Genomic DNA, 16,768 nt, shown 5'->3' on the forward strand with positions numbered 1-16,768 from the left:
CCTCGGCGCCGGACGATCCCGTCGCTCCGTCCTGCGGCGCTCCGGCACCGCCGGCACCGCCGGCCGCGCCAGTCGCGGCGCTCGCGGTGAGCTTGGCGGTACCGCCCACGAGAAGGATGGGCAGCAGGAGAGCGGCGAGCTTGCGGTTGGTCCGCTCGAGGTCGGCAAGCGCGCGCGTGCAGACGGCGCACCCGGGCAGGTGTGCCTCGATCTTCGAGACGACCCGCGGACTGACGCTGTCGCGCACGTACTGGCTGAGCCTGTCCTGCACCCATTGGCACTGACGATCGCGGGGCGGCGACCCGAGGCGGCGGTTCAGGTAGGCGAGCTTGAGGCCCTCGCGAGCGCGGTAGGCGAGCGAGGACACGGCGGCCGGGCTGGTCCTCAACAGGGTCGCGACCTCCGGGATACGCCGTCCCTCCACCTCCACGTGCCAGAGCACCTGCTGCCACGCCTCCGGCAGGGCGTTGAAGGCCGCGATCGCGTCGACGTCGCCGAACGTGTCGTCCAGTGACGTCTCCGGAGCCTCGACCGGGGCGTGGTTGTCCTCGAGGATCCACGGCTGGTCCGAGACCGGGTTCTCACGGCTCGCGAGACGGACGGCGTCGCGGTAGCGGTTGCGGATGGTGGCGAACAGGTAGGCGCGGAAGTTGGTGGCCGGGCCCCGACCGCCGCGCAGCTGGGAGATCACGCGCGCGAAGGAGTCGGAGACCAGGTCGTCCGCGGCGGAGGATCCCGCGAGCGCGGTCGCGAGCCGGCGAGCCGCGGGAACGTGGGTCGTGTAGAGGTCTTCGATCGCCGTCGCGTCGCCGGAGCGGGCGCGCAGCAGCAGCTCAGCCTCGTCGCCGGTGCCTGCAGGTGTGCTCATGCCGTCCTCTCGTGCGAGCGGACCAGTTGGGGGAGTCCGCCCGCGAGGGGCCGCCGCCGAGTGGGCAGGGGGCGACCCGTGGTGCCGCAGAGACAACGACCGAACCTGCGGGGCGTGACACGGGCTTCTGAACATGTTTTGGAAAGATTTGAAATCCGCGTCATGAGAATGCTACTCGCCAGTCATCTATCCGAGCGCCGGCGAGCGGGGACCGTTGCGGGTGGGGGACAGCGGTCGGGGAGGGATCGCCGGCGCTCGATTGAGATGCAACCGTGCCGCTCGGGGCGCGCGGCTGCAGATCGTTCCCCCCATTTCGAAGTCCCCCGAACGGAAGCCCTGATGACACGAGTGACGAGCGCGGCGCCCTCCACCCCGGCCGCCGAGCCCATGGCCGCGCACCCGAACGTGGTCCCCTTCCGGTCACGGATCCGCGACCGGAACCCCTCTCAACCGACCGACGCCGAGCTGCTGGCTCGGTGCCGTCGTCGTGACCCGGAGGCGTGGGACCTCCTGGTCGGCCGGTACGAGCGACTCGTCTACTCCGTGGCACTCCGCAACGGCCTGAGTCCGGAGGACGCCGCCGACGTCACGCAGGGCACCTTCGTGACGTTGATCGACTCCCTCGATCGGATTCGCGATGAGGACCGGCTGGCGTCCTGGCTGATGACCGTCACCCGGCGGCAGTCGTGGCGGGTGCGCAATCTCAGCCGACGCCATGTCGAGCTCGAGAGCATCCCGGAGGCAACGGAGGACCCGCTCGCCGATTGGGACACCGTCGTGACCCTGCATGACGCGCTCGGCCAGCTCGGCGGCACTTGCCGCGACCTGCTGCAGGCGCTGTACTTTGAGGCCGAGAGCCCGAGCTACGCCGAGATCGCCGACCGGTTCGGTCGTTCGATCGGTGGGATCGGGCCGCTGCGCGGCCGGTGCCTCGAGAAGCTGCGCGACATCCTCACCGAGGAGGAGGAGCGATGACCCGCCGATCCACCTTCACCGAGCTGCTCGACCTGGCGGAAGGCCGCCTCGAGCGCGATCACGCGCAACGCGTCGCCGACGAGATCGCCCTGGACGACGAGGCGGCCCTCACGTTCGCCTGGATCGAGGACTTCCTCCACGATGCCCGCCGGATGCCGCTGCAGGAGCCACCGCCGGAGCTGAGGGCGCGGCTCCGCGATCTGTTCGCCGGCCATCACACGCAGCAGGACGACTCCTGGTCCGACGCCAGCCTGCTGCACGACACCCGCAAGCAGGCTGCGGGCGTCCGATCGGCCGGTGTCCACGACTCCGTGCACCTCGCGTTCGACAGTGAGGGCGGCCGGTTCGTGGTCGAGGTCCGGCCTGCCGGCACGGGCGCCGTGGACGTCGTCGGCCTGGTCCTCCTCAACGACGGGTCGGCCGGGACGGACCTCACCTTCCTCGAGGCGGGCGTCGTCCGCCGGGTCGCGCGAGCCGAACGGGACGGCCGCTTCGAGGCGACCGGCGTCCCGGAGACCGTCGACGAGCTCCGGCTCACGACCGGCGCGGTGCGGGTCCGAACCAGGCTCGACCTCCGGCAGCGCTGAGGGTGGAGGAGCACACGGGCCCGGCTTCGGCAGGGACCTCGTTCGACCACACCCTCGACCAGGAGCTCGACGAGGCCGCGGCGCTCCTGTACCGCGACCCGGTCCGGAGCGCGTCACTGATCACCCGGGTCGAGATCGCCATCGACGGCCGTCGCGACCTGGAGAGGGCCGCGCGGGCACATCAGCTGCGCGGGGACCTCCAGAACGCTGCCGGCGACCGGCTCGGAGCCATGCGCTCCTACCAGTCCGCCCGCCACGGGTGGCTCGCCGCCGGGAAGCAGCTCGAAGCGCGCGAAGCCATGCTCGGCCGGACGCGGGTGATCCTGGCTTCGGGGGAGTACGACGACGTCCTCGGTGCCGTGGGGCGGATCCAGGCCGGACTCGACGAGCTCGGGAACCCCGAGGAGCGGCTCACCACACGGATCCATCAGCTGGCGCACCAGCAGCTCGGGGACGCCCGCGCGGGGCGGGGCGAGTTGGACCTGGCCCGGCGTCACTACGACTTCGCCGAGGATCTCGCGCGCGACCTCGGGGACGGCCACCAGGTCGCCGAGGTCGGCCGCCGCCGCGGGACGGCTCTGCTGGCCGCGGGGTTGGCCCACGGCGCGATCGACGAGCTTCGCCGAGCCCGGCGGACCTACCTCGAGGTGGGCTCGGTGCTCGCGGCCGCGAGCACCGTCCTCCCGATCGCCGAGGCTCTGGCCGCGACGGGTGAGGTCGTCGCGGCACTCGAGCTGGTCGACCGGATCTCCCCGGAGCTGGCGGGGAACGGGCCGGCGCTCGCGGAGCTGGATCTCGTCCGGGCGACGGTCCTGCTCCGCGCCGGGCTCGCGGGGGAGGCCCACTCCCGCTCCGCGGCCGCGGAGAGCGTCTTCACCAGCCTGGGCATGATGGAGCGCTCCGCCCGGGCGGCGTTCGTCTGCGCCGCCGCCTCGCTCCGGCTCAGACGGTCCGAGGCCGCGGAGACCGAGCTCGCCGCCGCAGAACAGCTCTACGCCGAGTGTGGTGCCCGCACGTTGCGTGACACGACCAGGCTCCTGCAGGCTCGGGTCGCCCTGGCCTCCGGGGACACGGCGACCGCGCTGCGGATCAGCCGCCGTCTGGTGGACGGAGACGCTCTGACCGCGAACCCGGTTGCCGTCCGCGCCCGGCTGCTGGTCGCGCGGGCGACCGAGGACATGGACGCGGCCGAGTCGATGATCGCCTCCGCCTCCGAGAGCGTCGCGCGGCTCGGTCATCCCGAGCTGAGGCTCGAGCTGCGTCTGGTCCGGGCCCTCCACCTTCGCCGCATCGGGCGGACCAGGGCAGCGATCGACCAGCTCCGACAGGCCCACGAGCTCGGCCGGGTGTGGAGCGCACGGACTCCGGTCCGCAGCCATGCGACGGGCGAGTTCTGCGTCGCGGAGGCCACCGACGAGCTGATCGCCGTCCTGCTCGAGCATGGCGGCCATGCTGGGCACGTCGAGGCCTGGCAGCGGGCGAGCGTCGCCAAGTCGTCCGCTCTCGGACCGCTCTCGGACCGTACCCGCGGCTGGAACGTCGACGACGCCGACGATGCCGATATCGACGACGTGATCGCGCGGGTGCACGACGTGCGGCGCGCGACGCCGACGGAGCCGGAGACCGGCCCGCCACCGGTCCCGGAGGGACCGCTCGTCGACTACTACGTCCTCGACGACGACGTCCTCGCCTTCGTCATCCGCGAGGGTCAGGTGCATGTCCGCCGGCTGTCGAAGGTCGCCGCGGAGAGCCGACGCCTGGTGACGGCGTGGCAGCAGGAGTGCGTGCTGCTGGCGGCCACCCGGCCGATGCCTGGTGCGTCCTCGTCCAGTGCGCTGGACGCGCTGTACAGCATGCTGATCGCGCCGCTGGCAGACCTCCTCTCCGACCTCGAGTCGGAGCCGTTGCGGGTGGTCGGTCACCGGCACCTCCACTGGGTGCCGTTCGACGCCCTGCTCGACGTCGCCGCGCCCTGGCGGAACCGGGTCGCGCCCGCGGAGGCCGACCGCCCCGGTCCCGCCGCCGTTCACCCGTCGGAGGCTCCGCCGGGTTCGGCCCTCGTGCTCGCAGTCTCCGACGACCACGCCCCGGCGATCGACGCCGAGGCCGCCATGATCGCGGCGACCCTGCCCGGCGCGGAGGTCTACCTGGGCGAGCAGGCGACGCGGAAGGTGCTGGCAGCGCGGGCCTACGGCGTGGACGTCGTGCACCTCGCCGCCCATGGCGCGTTCCGCAACGGCAACCCCCTCTTCTCGGCACTGCGCCTCGGCGACGGCTGGCTGCGCGCGGTCGACCTCCTCGAGGAGCGGTTCGACCTCGACGGAAGTGTCGTCGTACTCAGTGCGTGCGGTTCGGGCCTCACCTCCGACGCGACTCCGCAGCCGGTGGGCCTGGTCTGGGCATGTCTGGCGGCCGGTGCCGGTGCGGTGGTTGCCGCGTTGTGGTCCGTCGACGACGAGGTGACCCTCGAGCTGATGTCGCACTTCTACGGTCATCTCGCGGCCGGCGACCACCCTCGAGTGGCCCTCGGCAAGGCACGACGGCAGGTGGCGGCCGAGCGACCGCACCCCTTCTTCTGGGCGGCGTTCCGCTACTTCACCCTCCCCGCCTCCTGAGGGACGGCTCGGTCGAAAACCCTCGCGGTCGATGGATCAGGCCCGCCGGTCACCTGCACCAGTGAGGCATGACCAACGGCCCGATCTTCGCGGTGGCCCCTGCAGCCACGGCTGCCCGGCCGCCGACACGACCGCAGGAGCAGCATCCCTTGGCCAGCTCGCCCGATGACCACGACAGTTCGTTCGACGACCATCTCGACGCCGACTGGCCGCCGCACGTTCCGCACCGGGAGATCGATGCGCTCATCGATCGCCTCGACGCCGGCACCCAGGTGGACCCCGCGGAGGCCTATCGCCTGCTGCGACTGGTCGCGAAGGAGGCCCAGCGGCTGCGCGCCATGTCCCTGCGCCTGACGACGGCCAGGTTGGCCGAGGCGGACCGCGAGGCGCAGCTCATCATCGCCGAGGCGCTCGGGCACGCCGACTCGATGCGGTCGGTAGGCCTCTCGGTCCTCAACAACCGCCTCGACGAGTCGGATCGGCTGCTCGCCACTCTGCGGGAGGCATTCCGGGTCGAGCTGCGCGCAGCAGAGTTCGGCGAGGTGGCGGACGCCCGGTGGCGCCGTCCGCCGCAGCACGAGGCAGAGGACGCGGAGTCGTGAGCCTGCACGCCGCGGGACCGCCCCCCTCCGTCCGGATGTCTGCGACGCACGCCCGCCTCGCCTCCGTGCCGGTCCTCGTTCCGGTCCGACCGGAGCCCTGGACCCGACGCGTCGGGGAGGTGGCAGCCGCAGTCGTCCTGGTGATCCTGCTCGCTCCCGTGCTGCTCGCGATCGCCCTCCTGGTGCTCACCACGAGCCAAGGCCCGGTCCTCTTCCGCCACACCCGTATCGGCCTTGGGGGTCGACCGTTCGAGGTCCTCAAGTTCCGCACCATGCACGTCGACGCCGAGGCGCGCGCCGCCGAGCTGCTCCGGATGAACACGGCGAGCGGACCACTGTTCAAGATTCGCCACGATCCGCGGATCACTCCCGTCGGGAGGTGGTTGCGGCGGCTCTCGCTCGACGAGCTGCCGCAGCTGTGGAACGTGCTCAACGGCACCATGTCGCTCGTCGGCCCGCGCCCCTCCAGTCCGCCTGAGGTGGCCAGGTTCGCGCCACACGAGCACCGGCGCCACGCCGTACGCCCGGGCTTGACGGGACTCGCGCAGATCAACGGACGCAGCGATCTCCCCTGGGAGAAGGCGATCCGGCTCGACCTGCACTACGTCGAGCACCAGTCGCTCCGGCTCGACCTGGCGGTTCTCCTGCGCACGGTTCCGGCGGTCCTCAGCGGCCGCGGCGCCTACTGACCGGAACCCAGCGAAAAAACCCCCGCGCCCCTGGATCAGGGACCGCGCCTGGCAGCACTGGAGAGACATGTTCAACCGAACTCGCACCACACGTGGCGACACCACGTTCGACGATGTCATGGCGGAGCTCCAGACGGCGCCCGTCCCCGCGGAGCCGGAGCCCGAGCCGGAGTCGCCGTCCTTCGAACCGCCGGCGCCTGACCACGTGGCCACCCTTCGGGCGACGCTGGACGCCCAGCAGCAGGCGCAGGAGATGCTCGCGATCGCGTCGCAGACCCAGACCTCGGCGACCGAGCAGGCCGAGCAGATCCTGGTGGAGGCGCGCGACGCCGCGGAGCGGATGCGGGCCGAGGCCGCGGCCGACGCCGATCGCGTCAGGAAGGAGACCGCGGAGCGCGTCGCCGCGCAGCGGGCGCGGGTGGACCAGGCAGTCGCCGAGCTGACCGAGGCGGCCGCCAAGGACGCAGAGAACATCCGCGCCGAGGCGATGCGCTCGGCGATGGCCGAGGCCGAGCAGACCGCGCGGATGTACGTCGGCGAGGCGGCAGCCCGTGGGGCCCGCGACGCCGAGGAGATCCGGGGACGCGCGCGCGAGGTCCTGATCCGTGCCGCAGAGCTCGGCGCCGGCCTCCAGGCCTCGATGACGTCCCTGGCCGACACCCTCGCGGGAGCGATGGACACCGTCCGCGGCCAGATCACCGAGATCGACCAGCTGCTCGCCGACGCGCGTCGGGAGGAGGCCCCGGTCGCCCACCTCCCGGTGCCCTCGCTCGCTGGCATGACCGAGGCCAGCGACGCGACGGAGGAGGTCGCGGAGCCGGACACGGCGGCCACCCAGTCGGCCCAGGCGGCAACCCAGTCGGCCCAGTCGGCCGACCGTCCCGAGGGCCGCCAGCTCGGCTCCATGTTCCGCGCGGACCATCCGGCCGGAGCCTGATCATGCGCGTCCTTCACGTCGTCGAGGCCAAGGGCGGCGACGTCGTCCTCACGGTCCTCGCGATCGTGGAGGCGACGCCTGTCGTGCCCGGGCCTGCCGCGCATCGCGCTCCCGAGGCCCTGCCGTGAGCGCACAGGTCCTCCAGACCACCGACCTCGGGCGTCACGCCGCACGCTGGGATGCGCTCGTCACGGCATCGCCGTTGCCGAGCCCGTTCCTACGCAGCTGGTGGCTGGGCAGCCTCGACCCGAAGCGGGAGCCCCGGTTCGTGCTCGTCCTCGACGGCGAGCGACTTCTCGGCGGCCTCGCCCTCCAGTGCCGCAGGGTGCTCGGCGTCGAGGTCCTCACCGTGCTCGGCGGTGGTCGTCTCTGTCCTGATCACCTCGACCTGGTCGCGGACCCCGCCCGTGAGGACGACGTCGTGGCCGCCCTGCGGTCCTGGTTCCAGGGGTCGGCACGCGTGCTGGACCTCGATGGCCTGCGCGAGGACGCCCTGGCCCTGGATGCGTTCGAAGGCGCGGTGGTGACGACGACCGACATCACCCGGTGCGAGCCGCTGTCCTCGGATCCGGCGGAGTATCACGCGGCCCGATCGACCAGCTTCACCAGGAAGGGTCGCAAGGCCCGGCGTCGGCTCGAATGCGCGGGCGTGGAGTTCCGCCGGACCCCGCCGGGAGAGGTCGAGTCCGCGTTCGACGCCTTCGAGGAGCTGCACGCCGTGCGTGACGACCGCCTTCCCCTGTTGCGGCACCGCGACGAGATCCGCCGCTTCGTGCTGGCGGGTGTGACGGCGGGGGAGGTGCGTGTGCACGAGGCGATCCGCGACGACCAGCGGGTGGCGATCCTGATCGGCTTCGTGACCGGTGACCGGTGGATGACCTACCAGCTGGCGCGGTCCCTGGACCACGAGATGCGCGACGTCGGGACGGTGCTGCGCCTCAGCGCCGTGGACGACGCCTGCCTCACCGGCCTGACCGAGCTCGACCTGCTCCGCGGGGACGAGCCCTACAAGCGGTCCTTCACGACCGTCAGTCGCCGACTGCTTAGGGTCCGTGCCGCGCACGGCCTTGGCGGTCGGGCGCTGCTCACCGCTGCGCGGTGCGTCGAGGCGGCGCGTCACTCTCTCGGCATCGTCCGTCAGCAGTGGCTGGCCCGTACCCGGAGGTCGCGCGGATGACCGCGGCGGACGTGGAGACCGGACGCCGTTCGGGCCCGAGCGCCGTGACCGGCGCCGGCTGGCTCGGCGCCGGTGCCGTCGTCGTGAAGACGACGCAGACGCTGGTGCTGCTCCTGCTTGCCGCGCTCCTGGCGCCCGAGGCGATCGGCGTGATCGCGATCGGCGCCCTCGTGCTCAACGTGACCGCCGCGTTCACCGATCTCGGCACCAGCACGGCGCTGGTCCACTGGCGCGGCGACGCCGAGCGGGCGGCGCGAAGTGCGCTCACCCTGGCGCTGGCCGTGGCCATCTCGGTGACGGCGACGTTCTGGGTCGCCGCGCCCTTCCTCTCCGAAATCCTCAACACCGGGGACCTCGGGGTGGACGTGATCAGAGGGATGATCCTCTGCCTGCCGTTCACCGCAGTGGCGACCGTCAGCCAGGAGCTGCTGCGGCGCGCACTGGAGTTCCGCCGCCGGGTCCTTCCCGACATCGTCGGGTCACTGTCGGCCGCCGGCTTGACCGTCGGTCTCGCCCTGCTCGGGCACGGCGCCATGTCCCTGGTCTACGGCCAGCTGCTCCAGGCCGTGCTCACCATGCTCGGGTGCTGGTGGGTCCGCCCACCCGTGCGCCCCGGCTGGATCCGCGCCGACGTCACGGCCCTGCTGTCGTACGGCGCCCACCTGGCGGGCGGCAGCATCCTCACGCTGCTCATGCTCAACGTCGACTACCTCGTCGTCGCGCACCAGCTCGGTCCGACCGAGGTCGGGGTGTACTCGATGGCGTTCCGCCTCGCCTACATGCCCTACCTGCTGCTCGGCATGGTGATCGGCGGGGCCGTGTTCGCGCACCTGTGCCGGCTGAGCGGTCCCGACGTGGGTCGTACGGTGACCGAGGCGGCCGTGGTGCTCCATGCACTGGTGGCGCCCGTCTACCTGGGAATCCTCCTGATGGCGCCGCAGCTCGAGCTGTTGGGGGAGCAGTGGTCGACCGGCGTGCCTGCCCTGCGCTGGCTCGCCTGCTACGGACTGGTGCTCAGCTCGCTGGAGCTGGTCATGGTCGCGCTGCGGGCGGTGGGTCACACGCGCGACACGCTGTTGCTGACCGCACTTCACCTGGCCGTGCTGGTCTCGCTGCTCCTCGCGGTCGTCGAGCGCGGCGTCGCCGCGGTCGCCGCGGCTCAGCTCGCCGGCGGCCTGGTGACCCTCCTCGCCGGCGTGATCCTCGTCAACCGACGGGTGGAGGGCATCGTCTGGACCCGGCTCGCCCGGCACCTCGGCCCGGTCGGTGCCGGCAGTCTCGTGATGGTCGTGGTCGTCCTCGTCCTCGAGGCGGCCGGGCCCTGGGATGCCGTGTCGGTGACCGGGCTCCTGGTGGTCGGGACGGCCGCCCTCACGGCCTACGCCGTCCCCGTCCTGGTCCTCGACCGGAACGGCCACACCGGTCTCGCCCAAATGCTTCGGAGACGGGCATGAGCCACCCGAGGGAACTGGCGTTCAAGGGGTCCGCCGTCGCGGTGACGGTGCCCGGGCTGGTGCTCGTCGCCGGCGCGCTGTCGGTGCTCGACCCGCTCCCGGTCCTGGTGGCCGCGGGTGCCGTCGTCGCCGTGGGCGCGATGGTGCTGCGGCTGGACTGGGCGGTCCTGTGCTACGTCGCGGTCGAGCCGTTCGGCGACCTGCTCGGCAGCATCCACCCGAGTGCTGTGAAGGGCGTCGGTGCGCTGCTGATCGTCGCCTGGCTGCTCAGGCTCGCTCTCGAACCGCGTCCGGTGGCCCTGCGCCACCCCGGCGTCTACGCCACCGCCGCGCTGGTGCTCGTCGTACTGGCCTCGCTGGCGGCCAGCGGCGGCAACGCGGGCGCCGGCCTCGGCGTCGCGATCCGCTACCTCTCCTACGCAGCGGTGCTCCTCGTCCTGGTCGACACGGTCCGGGCCAGCGGCGCTGACGGCGCGCGCCTGGTGCGGAGAGCGATCGCCGTCTTCGTCGTGTCCTGCGCCGCGGCCGGCATCGTCGGGCTCGTTGGCTTCGTCGTCAACGGCGGCCGGGCAGGCGGACCCCTGGAGGACCCCAACGACTTCGCCTTCTTCCTGATCACCGCGCTGCCCTTCACTCTGTGGCTGGCCCGTACCCCGGGCCTCGCGGGCCGCCTGTACGGGCTGTGCGGGGTGGTGCTGGTCGTCGCGACGGTCGCGACCTTCTCCCGCGGCGCCATGCTCGGCATCGGCGTCATGGTCGTGGTCGCCCTCGCACTCGGCCTGCTGCGGCCTCGGACGCTGCTGGTCGGCGGGGTGGTGATCGTCCTCGCGGTGGCCATCGGCTGGGCCGCGTATCCCGACGTCGTCGACCGCAGCCTGGACGAGAAGGAGCACGTCGCCGCGGCCAACGTCGACTCCCGGTTCACCACCTGGACGATGGCGGCGGAGATGACGGCGGAGCGGCCGTTCCTCGGTCAGGGTCCGGCCGGGTTCCAGACGGAGGGCCCCCGGTTCGTCCCGCCGACGGCGGTCGAGGTGGTTCAGCCGGACGTCGCCCACCAGATGTACCTCGACGTCGCGGCCGAGCTCGGCCTGCTCGGGCTCGGCACCTTCCTCGCCGTCATCGGGTACGGCGTCCTCGGGGCGGTCCACGCACGCCGGAACCCGCTCGTGCGTCCGGCTGCGGACGCCGTGCTGGTCGCGACCGCCGGGGCGCTGGTGGCCGCGAGCTTCCTGAGCGAGCAGTACTACCTCCCCGTGTGGCTGCTCGCCGGGCTCGGGATCGGCCTGGACCCCCACCACTTCATCCGGAAGGCGGGCCGCTGACATGCGCGTCCTCCAGCTGATCACGCAGGCCCGCGGCGGCCCGGTCGACCACGCCGTCGACGTGGCCGTCGAGCTGGCACAGCGGGGCCATGACAGTCACCTCGTCGGTCCTGTCGGGCCCTATGCCGCCGCCGCGGTCGCCGCCGGCGTGGCCGTCCACCACGCCGACGTGAGGAGCAAGACGGATGTGGTGGGGGGCCGCGCCGTCTCGCGGATCGTGGCCGACGTCCGCCCCGACGTGGTGCACCTGCAGGACCGACGCGCGGGCCTGGTCGGCCGGGTCCTGGCACTGCGCAGCGGGGTTCCGACCGTCTACACGCTGCACGGGGTGCCGGACCCGCTGGCACCGCTCGTCCCGGGCAACGCGGTGATCACGCCGGCTCGACGGCGCGACCGGATCGACAACCTGGTTCTCGAGCGGGTGCTCGCCCGGACGCCCCGGTCCGTCGTGGTCACGCCGTGCGAAGCACTGGCCCGCTACGCCCGTGTGCACGTCGGCGTGCCGGCGCACCGAGTGCACACCGTGCACAACGGCGTCGGGCGGCCGTGGCTGGAAGGCCCCGACGCGGCCGAGCAGAGCTCGGGCGCGGCCGTGAACGCCGTATGGCTCGGAGTGATGCAGCCCGTCAAGCGGGTCCCCGCCCTCGTGCGGGCGGCCGCGACGGTGCCGGACCTCCGACTGCAACTGGTCGGCGACGGTCCCGAGCGCGCTCGGATCGAGGCCGCGGTGGAGGTCAGCGGCGCCGCTGACCGGGTGAGCTTCGCCGGTTTCCAGCAGGAGCCAGCGCCGTTCCTCAGGTCCGCCGACCTCGTCGTGCTGCCCTCCGCCGCGGAGGCGTGCCCGATGGCGCTGCTCCAGGCGATGGCCTGCGCCGTCCCGGTGATCGCCTCGCGCGCCGGCGGCATCCCCGAGATCGTGCGCGACCGGGTCGACGGCCTGCTCGTCGACACCGGCTCGGAGGACCAGCTCGCGGCTGCTCTCGCCGAGCTCACCGCCGACGCCTCGCTGCGCCACCGCCTGGGCCGGAGCGCTCGGGCCAGGGTCCTCGGCCAGTTCACCGTCGAGCACTGCGTACAGCGCCTGCTCGACGTCTACGAAGGAGTCATTCGATGAAGCTCGTCACCGTCATCCCGGGGATGAATGTGGGAGGCGCCGAGGTCGTCGCCGCCAGCCTGTCCGTTGCCGCACACCGGGCGGGGCACGACGTCCTCCTGGCGAGTGCTCCGGGCTTCCGTGTCGCCGGCGTGACCGCCGCCGGCGTGGCGCACGTCCCGATCCCGCTCGACAGCCGTCGTCCCGGCGACCTGGCGCGATCGGTGCTGCGGCTGCGCCGCGCCCTCGGCCGGTCAGCTCCCGACCTGGTGCACGCGCACAACCCCAAGGCAGCGCTCGCGGCCCGGCTGGCGTTCGGCCGCGCGGCCCCGATCGTCACCACCCTGCACGGCGTGCCCGCCGGCGAGCTGGCGACCGCGGTCCGGATCCTGCGCTGGGCCTCCGACCGCGTGGTGGCGGTGTCACCGTTCGTCGCCGACCAGCTGGCCGAGCACGGCTACCCGACCGGCCGGACGGACGTCGTCGAGAATGCGATCGAGCCGCTGCCGTCGTACCCGCGGGACGTCGCACGGGACGAGCTCGGCGTCGGGGCGGACGAGGTCGTCGGGCTGTGCCTGGCGCGCCTGGTCGACCAGAAGCGGCACGACCTGCTGGTGCAGGCGTGGGCCGGGCTGCCACAGCACGCACTGCTGCTTGTCGTCGGCGAGGGAGCCACGCGACCGCGGATCGAGGACGCGGTGACCCGGCTGGGTCTGGGTGACACAGTCCGGCTGCTCGGCGAGCGGACGGACGTCGCCCGGCTCCTCGCGGCCGCCGACCTCCTGGTGCTGCCGACCGACTGGGAGGGTCTGCCCATCAGCCTGCTCGAGGCGATGGGCGCCGGCGTGCCCGTGGTCGTGTCACGCGTGGGCGGCGTCATCGAGACCCTGGGCACGGCGCTGCGGCTCGTCGAGCCCGGCTCGGTCGACTCCCTGGCCGCTGCGATCGGGGAGCTCGTCGGCGACGAGGAGCTTCGTGCGGAGCTGGGCCGCCGGGGCCGCACGCTGGTGGCGGACCGCTTCGCCCCGCACCGGATGCAGGCCGGCTACCACGAGCTGTACGACACGCTCGTGGGCCAGCGTCATCGCGCGCCGCTCAGGACGGGGGTGCGGTCATGAGCATGTGGGACGACCGCAGCCATCGTGTCTGGCCGCTCTACGTGGGACTCGCGCTCGTCGCGGTCGCTCTCCTGATCGGCATGCTCCTAGCCTGGGGCGTGCCGAGTGACGACAAGCCCGGTGACCGGCGCGGCACGTCGACCACTCCGTCGGCCACTCCGTCGACAACCCTCCCCAGCCAGACCGCCACCGGCTCGCCCAGTGCCTCAGCTAGTGCCTCAGCCAGTGCCTCCGCCAGTGCCTCGCCCGGCGGCGACCCCACGGCACCCGAGGTCGTCTCGTGGGGTGGGAACGGTGACCAGCTGGCGATCGTCATCCGCAACACCTCGGAGCTCTTCATCCAAAAGGCGCGGGTCCAGATCATCGCCAAGGACCGCGACGGACGGACGATCCTCGCAACGACGGGCGACCCCGCGTCGACCTGCTGCACGGTGCTGGGACTGCCCCCGGGCGAGGACTTCGGGCTGTTCGCCTTCGTGCCGCCGTCGGTCGCCGCGGTCGATGAGGTCGAGGTCCGCTACGTCTCGATGGAATCGCGAGCCCCGAGAGCGCGCGAGACCCTGATCTCCGCCACGCGCGAGCGGCTCCAGCTCCTGCCCGATGACGCCGAGGTCCTCGCGACTCTGACCGCCGACGGTCCGGTGGACGGCTACGTCGCCGGGCAGGCGTTCCTCGAGGACCGTCGCGGACATCTCGTCGCGGTCATCTCCGGCCGGTTCTACTGCTTCGCCGACGGCACGACCAAGCAGGTGCGCATGGAGCTGCTGCGGCCGCTGCCACGGGGCACCCGCATCCGGCGCGTCCTCGTCCGCCCGATCCCGACCGGCACCGATGTGCACGTCGGCCACACCTGTTCCTGATCCGCGACCGCTGTCCCCAGATAGGGAGAAACCCCGATGTCCGCCATCTTTGACCCGCCCATCGAGTCGGTGCGCCCCGCGCCGTCCAGCGCGCAGACCGGCCTCAGGGCGCTGGGCGCCCTGCTGTGGCGGCGCCGGCTGGTCGTGAGCTTCGTGTTCGTCCTCATGGCCGCGACCGTCACGACCGGCCTGTTACTCGCCGAGCGGGAGTACACCGCGACCGCGCGGGTCGCTGCGACGCCGCCCGCCGAGCTGTCGACATCGCCGGCCAGCTACTCCGACCTGCTCGGGACGGTGGCCGACGTGGCCGAGTCACGCCCCCTCCTCGACGAGGTCCGTCAGGCAGTGCCCGGCCGGTCGGTGGAGCAGCTGCGCGACCAGGTGCAGGGCGACGTCGTCGCCGGCACCGTGATCATCCAGGTCTCCGTGACCGACACCGACCCCGACCGCGCGGCGACGATCGCAAACCTGGTGGTGGAGCGGCTGCCCGAGCACGACCCGAGCAACGGCGCCTTCGTCTTCCACGTCACCGAGCCTGCCGACGTCCCCGAGCGGTTCAGCTCACCCGACATCCCGCTGACCCTCCTCGCCGCGACCGGCCTCGCCCTGCTGCTCGCCGTCGCCGTGGCCGCGGTCGTGGACCGGGTCTTCCGCACGGTCTCGGACGCGCAGGAGCTGGCCGAGGTGTCGGACCTGGCGGTGCTCGGCGTGGTGCCGAGGCCGTCGGCTCCCGAGGAGCTGCAGGCGACCGATCCCCACGCGGAGGAGTTCCAGTCCCTGCGTGCCCTGCGGATCGCGATCGAGTTCGCGAGCGCCGAGGACCCGGCCCGGCTGCTGGTGGTGGCCTCGGCGAGCGGTGCCGACCCGTGGGCCGGATGGCTCGAGGTGAACCTGGCTGCCGCGCTGGCAGAGGTCGGCCACCGGGTGCTTCTGGTCGACGCGGACCGGGATCGTGGCATGCACCCGGCGCTCGGCGCTCCCGGTGACCTGGGCCTGTACGACGTCCTGTCCGGAACCAGCACGGTGGAGGAGGCAGCACAGCCCGGCCCGGTCGACGGCGTCCATGTGCTCCCGCTCGGCACCGCGCACCTGGCCGCGCCCAGCCTGCTGGAGATGCGCTTCCGCGACCTGCTCGACGACACCGAGGACCGGTACGACGTCGTCATCGTCCACGCCGCTCCCATCTCGGGTTCGGAGGACGCCCGGATCATGGCCATCCACGGCGCGATGCTGCTCACCGTCCCGGCCGGTCGGATCCACCCGCGTCACGTGCAGCGCGCCGTCGAACACCTGCAGATGATCCGCCTGCGCGTGCTCGGCAGCGTCCTCCACGGTGTCCGCCCTCCCCGATCGTCGCGCCGCCCACGGCTCGTCGGCTGACCGTTCCGTTCCAGGAGAGCCACCATGGATCTGCTCATCACCGGCGGCGCCGGCTTCATCGGCAGCACGATCGCCAGCGCCGCGATCGAGGCCGGCCACCGCCCCATCATCCTCGACAACCTGGTCACCGGTCGCCGCGAGTTCACCGAGGGCCGAGCGTTCTACGAGGGCGACATCGCGGACACCGCGCTCGTCCACCGGATCATCGACGAGAATCCCGACATCGCGGCAGTGGTGCACTGTGCGGCGCTGATCGTCGTACCGCAGTCGGTCACGCAGCCCGGCGCCTACTACCGAGCGAACGTCATCGGCACGCTGACCCTCGTCGAGACCCTGCTCAGCCGGGGCGTCACCGACATCGTCTTCAGCAGCTCGGCGTCGATCTACGAGCCGGACGCCGACTTCACCGTCGGGGAGTCCTCAGGGCTCAACCCGCTGAGCCCCTACGCACGCACCAAGATGATGGTCGAGGCGATCCTGGCCGACCTGGCGGTCGCCACCGACCTCCGCGCCCTCTCGCTCCGCTACTTCAACCCGATCGGTTCCGACCCGGCCTTCCGTACCGGCCTGCAGCTCCGGACGCCCAGCCACGCCCTGGGCAAGCTGATCGAGGCCCGCGAGACCGGCCGCCCGTTCACGATCACCGGCGGCGACTACCCGACCCGCGACGGCACGGGCATCCGCGACTACGTCCACGTGTGGGACCTGGCGCAGGCCCACGTGGCTGCGCTCGAACGGTTCGAGCAGGCGCTTGATGGCGAGCGCCACGCGGTGATCAACCTCGGCACCGGCAGCGGCACCACGGTGCGTGAGCTGGTCTCCGCGTTCGAGCAGGTCACGGGCGAGTCGATGCCGGTGGTCGAGGCGCCCCGCCGAGCCGGTGACTCCGTCGGCGCGTTCACGCGCAGCGACAAGGCATCCCGCCTGCTCGACTGGTCGACCCGCTACTCGGTGACCGAGGGCATCGCCCACACGCTGGAGTGGTTCGAGCGCCGAGGCGCCATCCTCCCCGACCTGGCAGCGCAGGAGCGGCTGGCCCGGGTCTGACCGCCGGCGCCTGGCTCGCGGTTCAGCGAGGTGTCAGCGAG

16 protein-coding genes are annotated in these 16,768 nt (G+C 72.5%); 15 read left to right on the forward strand and 1 reads right to left on the reverse strand.

Translation table 11 applies throughout. From position 1 onward, the window contains the following. Window positions 1-868 (reverse strand): sigma-70 family RNA polymerase sigma factor (locus E7Z54_RS13065; RefSeq protein WP_168798314.1); only part of this gene is annotated, 868 nt, incomplete at its 3' end. A gap of 339 nt (window positions 869-1,207) precedes the next feature. On the opposite strand from E7Z54_RS13065, the gene E7Z54_RS13070 reads away from it, so the two are divergent. The 15 genes from E7Z54_RS13070 to galE all read left to right on the forward strand — a co-directional run bounded on the left by E7Z54_RS13070 (window position 1,208) and on the right by galE (window position 16,727). Continuing rightward, window positions 1,208-1,843 carry an RNA polymerase sigma factor gene (locus E7Z54_RS13070; RefSeq protein WP_168798315.1) on the forward strand — a complete coding sequence of 212 codons (636 nt, stop codon included), beginning with the start codon at window positions 1,208-1,210 and terminating at the stop codon, window positions 1,841-1,843. After that, window positions 1,840-2,430: a hypothetical protein gene (locus E7Z54_RS13075; protein WP_136434365.1), complete on the forward strand. Its 591-nt coding sequence runs from the start codon at window positions 1,840-1,842 to the stop codon at window positions 2,428-2,430. Before E7Z54_RS13070 ends, E7Z54_RS13075 begins: the two co-directional genes overlap by 4 nt. 2 nt (window positions 2,431-2,432) lie before the next feature. Continuing rightward, window positions 2,433-5,045: a CHAT domain-containing protein gene (locus tag E7Z54_RS13080; RefSeq protein WP_136434367.1), complete on the forward strand. Its 2,613-nt coding sequence runs from the start codon at window positions 2,433-2,435 to the stop codon at window positions 5,043-5,045. Window positions 5,046-5,113: 68 nt separating this feature from the next. Further along, on the forward strand, window positions 5,114-5,647 hold the full coding sequence (locus E7Z54_RS13085; RefSeq protein ID WP_136434369.1) for a hypothetical protein: 534 nt from the start codon (window positions 5,114-5,116) through the stop codon (window positions 5,645-5,647). Between the two features lie 35 nt (window positions 5,648-5,682). Further along, window positions 5,683-6,336, forward strand: coding sequence for a sugar transferase (locus E7Z54_RS13090; RefSeq protein WP_136434371.1), 654 nt, complete (start codon window positions 5,683-5,685; stop codon window positions 6,334-6,336). A 67-nt stretch (window positions 6,337-6,403) separates the two neighbouring features. Then, on the forward strand, window positions 6,404-7,273 hold the full coding sequence (locus E7Z54_RS13095) for a hypothetical protein (protein WP_136434373.1): 870 nt from the start codon (window positions 6,404-6,406) through the stop codon (window positions 7,271-7,273). Between the two features lie 2 nt (window positions 7,274-7,275). Continuing rightward, window positions 7,276-7,401: a hypothetical protein gene (locus tag E7Z54_RS24195; protein WP_276606227.1), complete on the forward strand. Its 126-nt coding sequence runs from the start codon at window positions 7,276-7,278 to the stop codon at window positions 7,399-7,401. Continuing rightward, window positions 7,398-8,450, forward strand: a complete 1,053-nt coding sequence (locus tag E7Z54_RS13100; protein ID WP_168798316.1) for a GNAT family N-acetyltransferase — start codon at window positions 7,398-7,400, stop codon at window positions 8,448-8,450. The genes E7Z54_RS24195 and E7Z54_RS13100 overlap by 4 nt, the downstream gene beginning before the upstream one ends. Beyond that, window positions 8,447-9,904, forward strand: coding sequence for an oligosaccharide flippase family protein (locus tag E7Z54_RS13105; RefSeq protein WP_136434377.1), 1,458 nt, complete (start codon window positions 8,447-8,449; stop codon window positions 9,902-9,904). The genes E7Z54_RS13100 and E7Z54_RS13105 overlap by 4 nt, the downstream gene beginning before the upstream one ends. After that, a complete protein-coding gene (locus tag E7Z54_RS13110) occupies window positions 9,901-11,229 on the forward strand; it encodes an O-antigen ligase family protein (RefSeq protein ID WP_136434379.1) in 1,329 nt (442 codons plus the stop codon). The genes E7Z54_RS13105 and E7Z54_RS13110 overlap by 4 nt, the downstream gene beginning before the upstream one ends. Before the next feature lies 1 nt (window position 11,230). Beyond that, complete coding sequence (locus E7Z54_RS13115; RefSeq protein ID WP_136434381.1) at window positions 11,231-12,343, forward strand: glycosyltransferase family 4 protein; 1,113 nt, start codon at window positions 11,231-11,233, stop codon at window positions 12,341-12,343. Then, entirely contained in the window at window positions 12,340-13,440 is a 1,101-nt protein-coding gene (locus E7Z54_RS13120; RefSeq protein WP_136434383.1) for a glycosyltransferase, read from the forward strand. Before E7Z54_RS13115 ends, E7Z54_RS13120 begins: the two co-directional genes overlap by 4 nt. Next, complete coding sequence (locus E7Z54_RS13125) at window positions 13,437-14,300, forward strand: hypothetical protein (protein ID WP_136434385.1); 864 nt, start codon at window positions 13,437-13,439, stop codon at window positions 14,298-14,300. The genes E7Z54_RS13120 and E7Z54_RS13125 overlap by 4 nt, the downstream gene beginning before the upstream one ends. A 36-nt stretch (window positions 14,301-14,336) precedes the next feature. After that, entirely contained in the window at window positions 14,337-15,680 is a 1,344-nt protein-coding gene (locus tag E7Z54_RS13130; protein WP_136434387.1) for a polysaccharide biosynthesis tyrosine autokinase, read from the forward strand. 24 nt (window positions 15,681-15,704) lie between these two features. Beyond that, complete coding sequence (gene galE, locus E7Z54_RS13135; RefSeq protein ID WP_136434389.1) at window positions 15,705-16,727, forward strand: UDP-glucose 4-epimerase GalE; 1,023 nt, start codon at window positions 15,705-15,707, stop codon at window positions 16,725-16,727. Window positions 16,728-16,768 lie beyond the last annotated feature (41 nt).

Source organism: Nocardioides sp., assembly GCF_004803405.1.
Lineage (GTDB): Bacteria > Actinomycetota > Actinomycetes > Propionibacteriales > Nocardioidaceae > Nocardioides > Nocardioides vastitatis.

Coding starts and splice junctions, on each gene's coding strand:
- E7Z54_RS13070 (WP_168798315.1), top strand. CDS start 1,208: ATGACACGAGTGACGAGCGCGGCGCCCTCCACCCCGGCCGCCGAGCCC.
- E7Z54_RS13075 (WP_136434365.1), top strand. CDS start 1,840: ATGACCCGCCGATCCACCTTCACCGAGCTGCTCGACCTGGCGGAAGGC.
- E7Z54_RS13085 (WP_136434369.1), top strand. CDS start 5,114: ATGACCAACGGCCCGATCTTCGCGGTGGCCCCTGCAGCCACGGCTGCC.
- E7Z54_RS13090 (WP_136434371.1), top strand. CDS start 5,683: ATGTCTGCGACGCACGCCCGCCTCGCCTCCGTGCCGGTCCTCGTTCCG.
- E7Z54_RS13095 (WP_136434373.1), top strand. CDS start 6,404: ATGTTCAACCGAACTCGCACCACACGTGGCGACACCACGTTCGACGAT.
- E7Z54_RS24195 (WP_276606227.1), top strand. CDS start 7,276: ATGCGCGTCCTTCACGTCGTCGAGGCCAAGGGCGGCGACGTCGTCCTC.
- E7Z54_RS13105 (WP_136434377.1), top strand. CDS start 8,447: ATGACCGCGGCGGACGTGGAGACCGGACGCCGTTCGGGCCCGAGCGCC.
- E7Z54_RS13110 (WP_136434379.1), top strand. CDS start 9,901: ATGAGCCACCCGAGGGAACTGGCGTTCAAGGGGTCCGCCGTCGCGGTG.
- E7Z54_RS13115 (WP_136434381.1), top strand. CDS start 11,231: ATGCGCGTCCTCCAGCTGATCACGCAGGCCCGCGGCGGCCCGGTCGAC.
- E7Z54_RS13120 (WP_136434383.1), top strand. CDS start 12,340: ATGAAGCTCGTCACCGTCATCCCGGGGATGAATGTGGGAGGCGCCGAG.
- E7Z54_RS13125 (WP_136434385.1), top strand. CDS start 13,437: ATGAGCATGTGGGACGACCGCAGCCATCGTGTCTGGCCGCTCTACGTG.
- E7Z54_RS13130 (WP_136434387.1), top strand. CDS start 14,337: ATGTCCGCCATCTTTGACCCGCCCATCGAGTCGGTGCGCCCCGCGCCG.
- galE (WP_136434389.1), top strand. CDS start 15,705: ATGGATCTGCTCATCACCGGCGGCGCCGGCTTCATCGGCAGCACGATC.